This is a genomic window from Pseudomonas fluorescens, assembly GCF_900636825.1.
Taxonomy (GTDB): domain Bacteria; phylum Pseudomonadota; class Gammaproteobacteria; order Pseudomonadales; family Pseudomonadaceae; genus Aquipseudomonas; species Aquipseudomonas fluorescens_BG.
Genome location: NZ_LR134318.1, coordinates 2,734,881 through 2,746,231, shown reverse-complemented (window position 1 = coordinate 2,746,231; position 11,351 = coordinate 2,734,881). Strand labels below are relative to the sequence as shown.

10 protein-coding genes and 1 pseudogene are annotated in these 11,351 nt (G+C 53.1%); 6 read left to right on the top strand and 5 right to left on the bottom strand.

The window, feature by feature from the left end; all coding sequences use genetic code 11:
* Positions 1 to 167: 167 nt before the first annotated feature.
* From EL257_RS12450 to EL257_RS12440, 3 genes are all read left to right on the top strand, one after another.
* Positions 168 to 1,079, top strand: a complete 912-nt coding sequence (locus EL257_RS12450) for a viroplasmin family protein (RefSeq protein ID WP_232013085.1) — start codon at positions 168 to 170, stop codon at positions 1,077 to 1,079.
* 230 nt (positions 1,080 to 1,309) lie between these two features.
* A complete protein-coding gene (locus EL257_RS12445) occupies positions 1,310 to 1,927 on the top strand; it encodes a 3'-5' exonuclease (RefSeq protein WP_126362923.1) in 618 nt (205 codons plus the stop codon).
* Positions 1,928 to 2,396: 469 nt separating this feature from the next.
* Complete coding sequence (locus EL257_RS12440) at positions 2,397 to 3,026, top strand: histidine phosphatase family protein (protein WP_126368080.1); 630 nt, start codon at positions 2,397 to 2,399, stop codon at positions 3,024 to 3,026.
* 523 nt (positions 3,027 to 3,549) lie between these two features.
* Here the strand turns inward: EL257_RS12440 and EL257_RS12435 are convergent.
* On the bottom strand, positions 3,550 to 4,035 hold the full coding sequence (locus EL257_RS12435; RefSeq protein ID WP_126362921.1) for a 3'-5' exoribonuclease: 486 nt from the start codon (positions 4,033 to 4,035) through the stop codon (positions 3,550 to 3,552).
* A 79-nt stretch (positions 4,036 to 4,114) separates the two neighbouring features.
* Here EL257_RS12435 and EL257_RS28410 point away from each other — a divergent pair.
* Positions 4,115 to 4,513 (top strand): annotated as a pseudogene (locus EL257_RS28410) (DUF7693 family protein).
* Between the two features lie 495 nt (positions 4,514 to 5,008).
* Here the strand turns inward: EL257_RS28410 and EL257_RS12425 are convergent.
* Positions 5,009 to 5,335, bottom strand: coding sequence for a hypothetical protein (locus tag EL257_RS12425; RefSeq protein WP_126362919.1), 327 nt, complete (start codon positions 5,333 to 5,335; stop codon positions 5,009 to 5,011).
* Positions 5,336 to 5,721: 386 nt separating this feature from the next.
* Between EL257_RS12425 and EL257_RS12420 the strand changes: the two genes are divergently transcribed.
* Positions 5,722 to 5,961, top strand: coding sequence for a hypothetical protein (locus tag EL257_RS12420; RefSeq protein WP_126362917.1), 240 nt, complete (start codon positions 5,722 to 5,724; stop codon positions 5,959 to 5,961).
* Between the two features lie 443 nt (positions 5,962 to 6,404).
* Here EL257_RS12420 and EL257_RS12410 read toward each other — a convergent pair whose 3' ends face one another.
* From EL257_RS12410 to EL257_RS12400, 3 genes are all read right to left on the bottom strand, one after another.
* Positions 6,405 to 7,502 (bottom strand): catalase family protein, encoded by a 1,098-nt coding sequence (locus EL257_RS12410; RefSeq protein WP_126362915.1) that lies wholly within the window; start codon positions 7,500 to 7,502, stop codon positions 6,405 to 6,407.
* Positions 7,503 to 7,578: 76 nt separating this feature from the next.
* Positions 7,579 to 8,673 (bottom strand): alpha/beta hydrolase, encoded by a 1,095-nt coding sequence (locus tag EL257_RS12405; RefSeq protein WP_126362913.1) that lies wholly within the window; start codon positions 8,671 to 8,673, stop codon positions 7,579 to 7,581.
* A gap of 95 nt (positions 8,674 to 8,768) precedes the next feature.
* Positions 8,769 to 9,908, bottom strand: a complete 1,140-nt coding sequence (locus EL257_RS12400) for a glutathione-independent formaldehyde dehydrogenase (RefSeq protein ID WP_126362911.1) — start codon at positions 9,906 to 9,908, stop codon at positions 8,769 to 8,771.
* Between the two features lie 1,062 nt (positions 9,909 to 10,970).
* On the opposite strand from EL257_RS12400, the gene EL257_RS27990 reads away from it, so the two are divergent.
* Positions 10,971 to 11,201, top strand: a complete 231-nt coding sequence (locus EL257_RS27990) for a hypothetical protein (protein WP_126368078.1) — start codon at positions 10,971 to 10,973, stop codon at positions 11,199 to 11,201.
* The last annotated feature ends 150 nt before the right edge of the window (positions 11,202 to 11,351 follow it).

Below are 11,351 nucleotides of genomic sequence, written 5' to 3'. Positions count from 1 at the left end.
CTCGTGAGTGACGGTCGAAATCGCACGCTTCGCCGATCAGATAACGTCCACATCGATTTGACCTACCCGTAGTTGCGCTTACAGGGGTTTTGCGCACTAGATAGGAGTGCTGAAGTAGGCATGAATGGGAAACCGATAATCGAAACGGATACTTAAAGGCCGGTCAGATGGCAAAGAAACCTCGCTTTTACGCAGTTGTATATGGACGTCAGACCGGTATTTTCAATAAATGGGATGACGGAGCCCGCCTTGCTATCGACCATTACCCCGGCGCCGATCACCGTGCATTTAGGTCACTTGAACTCGCCGAAGAATGGTACCGGCAGAACACGCGTAATCCGCATTCCCTCCATTCTCCGATCTATCACTTTGATACCGGAGCGATTGCTGAAGCGTCATTAGAAGTCCCCCGCCATACGGCCCTGGACAGTAGTAGCTCAAAACGAATCGTTGTCTATGCCATCATCGAATCGGAAGAGCCGTTCTATGTCGGTGAGACCATGCATTTCCCTCGTCGTCAGCGAGCCCACCTTAGAACAGCGCACGAGAGAACGAAACGAGCCGCAGCCAAGATCGCGCAGATCCTTGCCAAAGGGCAGGTGCCGATATTCAAAGCTATAGAGTTTTGCGCATCCAAAGAGGCGGCGTTAGCTGCTGAGACCAAGTGGATCAAGCACTATGTCGAGAGGGGATGTACTGTTTGGAATCGCCTCCGAGAGCATCGGGAAATCAAAGAACTCCATCGTGCCCCCAAGATGCATATGGACATGATCATCGGAGACGGCCCTTTTTTCCTCGGCCCTCACCATTATCGCTCTAGATTTGACCTCAAAACCAAGTTGCGGAGTTACCTTTCGCGAGTTCCTTATGGTCGGGTGATCCACCCGCAGGCAGTTGAGAAGCTCAGCTTGATTTGGGAAACGACAAATCCGGATTTTCCAGCACTGGAATTCTGGGTCGTACAGGGGAACCCTTCCATCGACTTCAAGTGGTACGGGCAGATGAGACTGCGGTCGATTTTGATTATGCAGCCGCTATCGATCAGATATTCTGAAATTCAAAATTCCGTCCCAACGTGATGAGTACGTTCTGACAACCCGAGGCCCTCGCAACGGATTGATGGGAGGGTCATGCCAATCCCGGTGGCGCGAAAACTCTCAAGAAAGATATTGATCAGCCTGCAAGCTGATGTCGTTGCCGCTCCTACGCGATCAAGTTGACGGGGTTGAATCTTTATAAAGCTCAGTACGCTCAGCTTCGCGTGCTAGCTTCTCAACAGGCTGGTAACGAATATTAGGACATCCTCGCCATGAGCGTTGAAGCGAAGCTACATCTCCTCCAGTCCATACAAACCCTCCTCGCGCCATACCACTATCTGTATTGCGTAGATCTTGAGGCAACATGTGATGACGTTGGCGAGTCGGAATCACCAAGGTCGCTCGCAGTCGTCCCTGAGCAGATGGAAACGATCGAAATCGGCTTGGTGGTGATCGATCTGGAAACGCTTGAAGTCGTCGATGAATTCCAGCGATTCGTTCGACCGCAGATCAATCCTGTACTCACCCACTTCTGCAAGCAGCTGACATCCATTCAACAAGCGGACGTGGACACTTCAGGAACCTTTATGGAGGTTGGCCAGGAGCTAGCTGCTTTCATTGCGCGATATCCAGATGCTGCTTGGGCGTCTTGGGGTGACTACGATGCAAGGCAGCTAGAGCGCGATGCTGCATTAGCTGCGTGCCCTTCCCTGCTCTCCGGTCTGCAGCACTTCAACGTCAAGAAGTGGAATAAAGGCCTATACGTGGATCAGCCGAAAAGTCTGAAGCAAACAGTAGAGTCGTTGGGCTTGGTTTGGCAGGGTACCTATCATCGAGGGATAGACGATGCTAGGAACGTCGCGTCCATCATTAAGGAGATGCTCGGCTGATTCATCGAGCCGGGCCTTGCCCGAAGGAGCGATGCTAACCAGCCAATGAGACGCTGCTTAACAACGTAACTACATACCCTGCATCGTAACTACCTAAGCGGTTGACAAGGTCTGACTCCCGAGCGAATGCACGACTCCGAACGTGTGAATGGTTCACTGGCTCATCAGTGAGTATTTACACCAACTCACGCATACGCTCTTCATCGAGTATCGCTCACAGAACCGCGAAAGGCTGTGCGGTTCGGCCTTAACCGGTTTTAAATACGCAAAAATATCTGAATTTTTGCGACGTTACTTTCCGTATAACCCAAGTACGACGCGGGATACAGGTCTCAATCAAATCCGCAAAACTGGTCGGTAAATCATGCGTGGAAATCCTTCCCTGACGGCGGTGTATGCTTAGTCAAGGGCATATGTAAATCTGACGATCGAGGGCAGCAGTGAAGAAGGCTATTCGAGTATCTTGGCAATGAAGCATGTGAGGCTTATACGCCACGGAGAAAGCTCCGCGAATGCCGGCCAGCCTAGTGAGGATCACGCAAGCATTCCTCTCACGCCAAGGGGTATCGAGCAGGCGAATCATGTAGCTCGATCATTCATCCAGCCCCCAACTCTAATAATCGCATCGCCGTTCTCCAGAGCGCTGGCAACTGCAAAAGCGACAGTAGCTGCTTTCCCATTTACCCCGCTTGAAACTTGGCCTATACAGGAATTCACGTACCTTGAACCTGCGCGGTGTACTAATACGACCGTCGCTCAGAGACGAGAATGGGTGGAGGCATATTGGGTCAAAGCAGATCCCGGTTTCACGGCTGGTGAAGGCGCTGGGTCATTTCTAGATTTCATAGCTAGAGCTCAGTCATTCCTCGAGCGTCTTGCTGAACATCCTGCCCAAGACATCGTAGCGTTTTCGCATGGTCAGGTTATCAATGCCGTAGCCTGGCTGATTGAGCGCAAGCCGTTCGGCATTGATGACAGAGCTATTGTGGACTGGCGTGAATATGAGATCGCTAACCACGTGCCCAATTGTGGTGGTTACCAGCTATCGAGAGATACGGTCGAAGCCGGTTGGAGAGTAAGCCGCTTCGCACCTGAATAATCTCGAACGGATGCCACTTGGTGCGTACCTGGCAGAGCCTACCAAGCTGTTCGCGATTCCGAGCGTCTGCTCATTGAAGAGCGCGCCGCAGTTCTCTCAGCCGCAGGCTTTCCGCTGCCAGATGACGATTCGGCTATGCACGCCGAACAACGGCTGCAAAAGGCCAAACGGGCTGCTTGTCTGACGCCCTTAAACATTCCCGCTAGAAAACCATTGGGAGCTGAATGACTTGGGGAGGAAAAGCTCTGTTGGTAAATATCAGCGTCACGATTTGAGCCCAATTGCATCCTTCCCGCATCAAGGTCGCCGATCAATTCCTTCGCGTTGGCCAACCGCTCCATGACAGCCTCTCTCGTCACATCATCCAATCGTTGCGCTGTTTTTTCGATATCGGTGAAAAACGCGCGAATATTGTACTTTTGCCCAGGTCTGGATTACGGCTTCGAGTTGTTCGCGGCTTTCCTGTACCTGCGCCGACTAGCTAAGCGCGCCGAGCCACAACAATGGGTCGGGATCTCCCAACTCATGACTGGTTATCTCTCAGTTGCTGATATAGGTCAGCAAGAAGCTTGGCATCGAGTAGTGCATGGTGCGGAAGCTCCGGGAGATCGACGTCACCGAGGTCATTGCCTTCTAGGTCTCGGTACAGATGAATCAGGTTCGTGGGCTCGTTGATCACATGACTTGGCCATTCATGAGCCGAACCGGCAAGCAGGCAGAAAAAAACCCAGTCCCAATTTGGCGCGTCTGAGCAAACCTCGAGTTGTGTCTCAAAACTGTCGAGGTAAGACTTCACAGCAGCTTGGGCGGAGGCGAGTGACTTGCCATAACGGTTTAAGTCCAACTGCGGCAAGACGTTCTGAATCACGAAGTCGCTGCAGTCTTCCACTCGGTAGGTATCCATCAGCTCAACGTAAAACTCCTCTCCAACCTCAGGCACTAACGCCAGCGATATCAGCTTCGTTTCACGGTTGAGCTGAGTGAACTCACAATCCAAAAACAGCTTCATCTCTTCCACCTTGGATGTACCTGCGTCCTGGCTCCCAGTGTACCTTTGAGGAAACGACCAAAACCGGCTGGTTTCTTTTATGGTTTCAAACGACTGCACTGACGAATCTATGCCTGTACTCACAGCAAGGGAGGTTTGCCAGGTACTGCGCGATGCAATCTTCGAGCGACGCGTGATGGTTAGGCTAAGCGCTCAGACATGGGAGGAGCTCTATGCCGGGATGTTCTTGGTCGACATCGAAGGATGGAGCATTACGATCTTCAACGACTGCGATGAGCTTGACTACTCCTAAGGATGTGTAAGCCCAGAGAGACGGCGTTGGTCGTTCGATTCGGGAGACCGGTTCGGCACGGATCCCATTGCGCTGCTGTCTGTGCGGGAGCACCAAGCGCTTGAGAACCAGCTGAAGGAGCCCTCAGGATCAAATACACTGGCGGGCGCATTCGAACCGGCGACTGTTGAACCAAGCAACTCGTGACCGGTGGGCTTCGTACTAGCTCCAATACGTCGGCTGGGTCAAAGTCAATTTCAATTATCGGCATGGCAGATTTCCTTATTATTAGATTGCAAGCGGTATCTGATTTTGCACACCGGTATTTGATTTAGGATTAGCGGTGCTGTTAAGTTTCCCTCAACATGAAGCGGATCTGGCTCTTTAAACGATAGTCCGAGGGCGGACAGCCGAAGCTGCATTCGCGCACCAAGGCGCGCGACCTCCTCATCGGTAGCTTCGCAATCGTTGCCCCAGCCCCACCGACTGTGCTTGGGCGGTAATGACCATCGCCAAGTAATGATTTGCGATCATCGGGTCGCGGATCCGAAATTTTCGATGCCGAGGACACTTCCTCGCCTCCGCTGCATGTATCCAAAGTCGCGAGACTAAATTCTGCGAAATTGAGTGGCTGCAACAGGCCGGCGATATCGGTTGCAGATAGCTACCGCTAGATTGTCTGGGTCAATGCGGCAGGAAGTTTCATTGCCATTTCCAGCCCACCAAGCTTCCCGGCTTCGCGAGTTCCAAGTCGTAATGCGCGACGTCAACAAGCAGCCAGCCGCCATTTGGTTGATTACAGCCGTCTAGGATGGGGCCCTGCACCATCATACCGTGCGGCAACATCACACGTAGCGTGTTTGCATCCTTGGGGCCTTGCAAATAATGCTGCAGTTCGACGTGAACTCGGCCCGGGCCGGCGTTGTGTAAGCGCACCGGGCATTCCAGCGTGGTCAGTTCGAGTGGCGCTTGTCCAAAATACCTGGCCATCACAGTGACGGTGGCCAAACCTTTATAGACATACGGCATAAAGAGCATCCTTTCAGTTGAGTGGCGGTCGATGCAAAAGGTTGGTTTGAGCGCGGCGTTTATCCAGTCTAGGGTGAGCGGAGAATGAGAGCATTGATCGAGATTCTCCCATTCTGATCAATCGTGGGTGCCCTGAACATTACGCTTGCAGCAGGCGTCAAAAACTAACCCTACGCGCGCGGGAACAGCCTGGAATCACCCAATTAAATTCGAAACACGCCAGTTGAGAATAGCTATGCTAGAAAGGTTCGCTGTCTTTTTTCAGCAAAGGGCCGTGTATGGACGTCCGTACTCCGAAATGCCTCAACCCAGTGGGGAGCTGTAAAAGGGAAAGACCTCACCACTCCATTCCGGATCGGTGACATCTCCAAAATGGAGTCATCACAATGATTGAAGAGCAGTTCGATCCATCCAATACATACGAACTTCATTTTGATGGTGATCGTATAGGCTATGTGCAAAAAGGTTTGTATTTCGAGGGGGCTAAGCAGCAGCAGTGCGGTGAGATTCGAGACGGTTTTTTTTTTTACAACGGCAAAGCGGCGGGCACCGTAGATGGCTTGACGCTGCTGCGAACTCATCCGGAACCGATGACCATTCTGCAACTCATCCCGCTGGAAAGATGAACCCATGCCTTGGGGAGAAAGAACAACCTGAGCGTGTTCTGGCGCGCGTGTCAGTTTAGTTTCTCCATAGCAATGGGTCGGCACTGTAGGCTTCCATCCTGCACGCGTGTTACGCCGTCCGCCCATGCCAGCAAACGCTCGATTAACGACGTCTAGTGGGCAAGGATTCCACCTCTAAGCGAGCTACTACTCAGTTGTCGGCACGTCTGGCAGGCGCGTCGGCCAGCGAGGCATTTGCGATCCTCCGACCCTGGGACGTCCAACGTAATCGTCGTGTAGTCCGCCAGCGCGCACAGGGTATCGAACGTACGAACCAACCCTCCAATGCCGTTAAGCAAAAGAATCGGCGGGCCGTACTCACAGATCGAGTTATTTACCTGAAAATCTTTGATGGTTAGCCTGAATGTCTTCTTCGACCTGGGGTTGGAGGCGTCTTCTCGACATTATTGGGGCTCATGGATCGGGCATCCGTTATGTTCCCCGCGAAAACGCGCAGACATTTCATAGGTAGACTTTCGTACTCGCATCACCCCACCCAGAGGACGATGCGCCGCGAGCCCATGCCACGGACTGAATGACATTCCGTCGTCAATTTCTTCAACATTTTCGCTGTCCCAGGCATCCTGCGCGTCGACTTCGATTCGCGCGACGATGAGGTAAGGGCTGAGTTTTTCCGACCACTCAACCGAGGCGTCTTCAATCGGCATTTTCTCAAGGTCTGTGGCCAGTTGCACCCGCACCTCCCACAACCCCGAGTTCTGCGCAAAATACGCTTTGACCGCTGCCCGCAGACCATCGGGGTTGTCGGCAAAATCGACGTGCCGATTAGTCAATGCCGTCAGTGAGGGAGAAATGGGCACGACTGCAATTTTCCCGTAATAAGCGCCATACAGGATCGGTACGACCGTGCTGAAACTTTCGCCAAGAATGTGCGTCTGCGGGTGACCACCGAGACTCTTCAGCGTGCCACTTTCACCGCCAGCTGATTCAATCGCCGCCTCCATACCGCGCAGCAATGCAGAAAACGCTTTTTTCAGCCCGGGCGCTTTATCAGTCGTCTTCGCAAGCAACTTCAGCGATTTAAGAAATGCCTTAGGCGTGGCTGACGTAAAGGCTTTCGCGTTGATCATCACAAAGTCCTGCGTCACCGCCCCATGGCTGCCCGGCAGCCGTTGGCCGTCAACGCCAATGATCTTGAACGCCAACCCGCGCGGGGTCGACACCTTGTCATCAAGCATGTCTCCGGGGTTGGTCGAGAAACGCATGACTACTGGCAGTGTTCCGGGTGTAGCGAAGGCTCCTTGAGAGAGCTCAGCTGGCAGATTGTCGAGAACCGTGATGCGCCCGCGCAGCAGTCCATGAGCTTTTGCATGCACGCTCCGCGTAGCATGACCGTTGTCCTCGAACGTGGTTTGCATAATGGAATGTAGCGCGTGCGACAGCTCCTCACTGGTCTGAGCCTCATCATCAGGTATCTGCTCAAAGGAGGACTCGAAGGGTAATGGTCTGAGTTGAACGCTAGTTATGGGCAGGTCATTCATGAAAATTATCTCCGCTCGGAAATTGGATCATGGGTTAGCGTATTTTATTATGTGTAATGCTCGAGCTAGGGCAGATCTAATTCAGATCTGCTTTCAAACGCGCACCTGCGTACGTTTGTGCTTCCTGAGCTTTTTCAACGACCGCAGCCGTGCCGAAAAACTCGTGCGTTACGCCAGAATAAAGCTTGCGTTCCACGCTCACACCGGCGTTGCGCAGTGCTTGTTCCAGTTGGGCACCGTCATCCCGAAGCGGGTCGATTTCAGCGTTGATCAACGTCACCGGCGGCAAACCTTCCAAGTTAGCGTGTACCAGATCGATGCGCGGATCCTTGGTGTCTGCTGCACTGCTGGTGGCTTGGGAAATGAACCAAAGCATCATCGGCCGATTGAGCGGAATCGCATCGGCGTATTTCAAGTACGATTCAGTGGCGGTGCTTGATTGCGCAACGGGATAGACCGATAACACATGCTTCGGAGCAGTCAGCCCGGCTTTGTGAGCCGCAATCGCCGTTGCGACGGCAAGATTACCGCCAGCGCTTTCACCGGCTAGCGCGAGACGTTTCGAATCCCCATTCACGGTCGGTGCCTTCGTGGTCAGCCAGCGATAAGCGGCCAAGGCGTCATCGTGGGCGGCGGGGAATTTGTGTTCTGGAGCGAGTCGATAGTCAACAGAAACCACCACCGTACCAGCCTGTTTTGCCAGTCCACGTGCTCCCCCGTCATAGACTTTTCGATCAGCAAAAACCCACCCTCCTCCGTGAAAATACAGCACCACTGGAAACGGCCCGCTGCCCTCCGGCGTATACACCGTCGCCGGCATGGAGCCAGCGGCCCCGGGAACTTGGATTTCGTGGGTAGTTACGCCGGAGACAAGCGCGGTAGGCGAAGCGTCGCGTTTTTGATCGGCGAGCACACCGTTGACGGCGTCCGTAATGGTCGGTTGCTGTCGTGCTTCAACGGGGGTGATTTTTTCAATGGCCTTGCCATCGAAGCTGGCGAACTTGTTCAGGACTGTCTGCATGTCTGAGTCAGTGCGAAGCATGCTCTTGGTGCCACTTACGGCGAGCTGCGTGACTGACGGTTTTTCCGGGTCTCTGGCACAACCGTTGATCAAGGTAATGGCCGCGATCGCGGATAAGGCGAAGGCAAGTTTGCGTTTATTTTTATTCATTATTTTCCCCTCGCACCAACAGGTAAGTCGGTGATTCGGTTTTGTAGGTGAGAATACATGCCGGCTGCCTCGCAACAGGCTGAGAACAGAACCGCTTAAGTCGCAGGTTTGAGCACCACCTTTGTCCAGCCGTTATCACGCGCATCGAAGTGTTTGTAGGCGTCTGGGCCTTCGGCAAGTTTCAGGCGATGCGAGATGATTTGTGCAGGGTTAGCGCGGCCGTGATGAATCAGCTCGGCGAGGCGACGGTTGTAGTGTTTGACGTTGGCCTGACCAGTACGGATCTGTTGGCCCTTAAACCAGAACGAACCGAAGTCGAAGGCCATCTTGCCCTGTTTGGCCAGTTCGTTTTCGGCCCCCGGATCCTGTGGGACAAAAACGCCGAGGACGCCAATGCCGCCCGTAGCTTTGGTAGAGGCAACCAAGTTGTTCATGGTCAGGTGATTGGCTTCATGGCCGCGGCGATCGCAGCACTGGTAACCCACGCACTCGCAACCACGATCGGTGCCTTTGCCATGGGTCAGATTGAGAATCTGATCCACCGCTTCTTTATCCACCGCATTGATCGGGGTCGCACCCAACTGCGCAGCCAGTTTCAAACGGTCGGGATGATTGTCGACGACGAAGACTTGGGACGCACCCTTGATCATTGCCGAGTGCGCCGCCATCAATCCGACCGGGCCTGCGCCGTAAGTCGCGATGCTCTCGCCCGGCAGAAGACCCGCCAGTTCAGTCGCATGCCAGCCTGTTGGGAAGATGTCGGAAAGCATGACGTAATCTTCCTCGCGCTCCTCGGCATCTTCGGGCAACACCAGACAATTGAAGTCGGCATAAGGCACGCGCAGTAGTTCCGCCTGGCCACCTTGATAACGCCCCATGTCGGCGAAACCGTAAGCGGCGCCCGCGCTTCCGGGATTGGCAGTTAGGCAGAAACCGGTGAGGCCTTTTTCGCAGTTCTCGCAGAACCCACAACCGATGTTGAACGGAAGGCAAACCCGATCGCCGACTTTGACGCGATCAACGCCCGCGCCGACCTCGATTACGTCCCCGAGATTCTCGTGACCAAATACTCGGCCGGTCTCCATCGAGGTGCGCCCTTCGTACATGTGCAAGTCCGAGCCGCATATGTTTGTCGTGGTGATTCGAACCAGCACATCGGTGGGCTTTTCGATTTTGGCATCCGCGACACTCTGCACGCTGACATCACGCGGGCCGTTGTAAACGATTGCTTTCATGTTGTCCTCCCGTTAGCCAGACGAAGGAGAAATATCGTCTGCTCAGACTTATGTGTCACGGAGGTAAGAACGTACGTTCCATTCGTTGAATCGCATGTCGGACGGACGGTTAAACGATGCCCTGCATGTAGAAAAGAATGAATTAAAGAAAGTCGCAGCTTTCTATTTCCGAGCGCTGTAATGGTGAAAAAGCCGACGAACTTCGAAGGCGGTGTCAAATTGATGTATTCTCAATACAAAACAGCTGCTGCTTCACGCAAAAAAATGTCGACAGCTTTCGGGCCTATCTCTAACAATCCAGAGAGGCGTTTTTCAAACCCTGGCGGTCAGCGATTTCCGTCGCGATGTTGCTAAATTTACTGTCCTAATCAACATTTAGCTTGTTCGTCAATGTCCAAAGCTGCGATGCCGGACTCTCGTCGTACCGTATGTAATAACCCTAACCAAGCATCACCACAAGATGGCGGTGGGTGCAGTGCGCGAGTTTCTGCGGAGTATCTCTTTGGTGTTGCTGAACAATCATCTGATACGCCCTGGCGGCTATTCCCCCTAGATTTTCGCCCATCAAGACTGGCTGGCAGCCATCTGAAAGCCCGCTTCGTTAGCACCTTGAACGTCAATTCGTCAGTCAGGTGCGGTGATGATTGTGCCCAGAGGTCATTCCTTCAGCTTTAGTCTTAATCCAGGCCCAGCTCTGTTGCGAACGATACAAGGCAGCGATGCAGGGATAACGGAACCCTCATTCATACGTGGCGCCTAAAGGTTGATCAACAGAATTTGAGATGGACGAAATGCAATTATCCGACACAATCCAGGTCATGGAAGCTCTGTCTGCTAACGAAGCAAACCTTAAGCTTCATCAGGGCTGATCATTGATATCAGAGGTAGACACAACCCTGCCGTATGGTCAGCTCAACCCTTGCTACATTCTCGGAAAATCCAAAGTATCGGCCAACCATTAGAAACCCAATTGACTACCGTGGCATACACGCAGCCACTGAATTCACAGGACTTCGCTCGGAGGATACTTTGGCTTATCTGGATTGGGTTCAATGGCCAGCGATGGCTGTGACTGTCGTCGCCGCATGGTTAATAGGGTCGCAGCGACCGGGACGGCGAATGACCGGTTTCGTATGCTTCAGTATGAGTAACGTGTTGTGGGTCATTTGGGGGACGCATGCAGCTGCGTATGCATTGATCGTCTTGCAGGTTTGTCTTTTTCTCATGAATCTTCGTGGACTAAGAAAAAATTCGAGAGGCAAAAAAAATGAGCAGGCTCAGGGGTCACGGTGACCATCGAAGCTTTTTTGAAGCCTCGAGCATTCGTTACCAACAGTAAGCATTCTAGAACAATCTGCGCATCGACCTCAGCGTGGAGTCCCCATGCCACCCAAAGCGCGTTGCTGAGGATGAAACCCCAAAAAGCGATCATCCGTCTGTACA

What these genes read in the sequence shown, in the direction of transcription:
- EL257_RS12450 (WP_232013085.1), top strand. Translation starts at nt 168, where the DNA reads ATGGCAAAGAAACCTCGCTTTTACGCAGTTGTATATGGACGTCAGACC.
- EL257_RS12445 (WP_126362923.1), top strand. Translation starts at nt 1,310, where the DNA reads ATGAGCGTTGAAGCGAAGCTACATCTCCTCCAGTCCATACAAACCCTC.
- EL257_RS12440 (WP_126368080.1), top strand. Translation starts at nt 2,397, where the DNA reads ATGAAGCATGTGAGGCTTATACGCCACGGAGAAAGCTCCGCGAATGCC.
- EL257_RS12435 (WP_126362921.1), bottom strand. Translation starts at nt 4,035, where the DNA reads ATGAAGCTGTTTTTGGATTGTGAGTTCACTCAGCTCAACCGTGAAACG.
- EL257_RS12425 (WP_126362919.1), bottom strand. Translation starts at nt 5,335, where the DNA reads ATGCCGTATGTCTATAAAGGTTTGGCCACCGTCACTGTGATGGCCAGG.
- EL257_RS12420 (WP_126362917.1), top strand. Translation starts at nt 5,722, where the DNA reads ATGATTGAAGAGCAGTTCGATCCATCCAATACATACGAACTTCATTTT.
- EL257_RS12410 (WP_126362915.1), bottom strand. Translation starts at nt 7,502, where the DNA reads ATGAATGACCTGCCCATAACTAGCGTTCAACTCAGACCATTACCCTTC.
- EL257_RS12405 (WP_126362913.1), bottom strand. Translation starts at nt 8,673, where the DNA reads ATGAATAAAAATAAACGCAAACTTGCCTTCGCCTTATCCGCGATCGCG.
- EL257_RS12400 (WP_126362911.1), bottom strand. Translation starts at nt 9,908, where the DNA reads ATGAAAGCAATCGTTTACAACGGCCCGCGTGATGTCAGCGTGCAGAGT.
- EL257_RS27990 (WP_126368078.1), top strand. Translation starts at nt 10,971, where the DNA reads ATGGCTGTGACTGTCGTCGCCGCATGGTTAATAGGGTCGCAGCGACCG.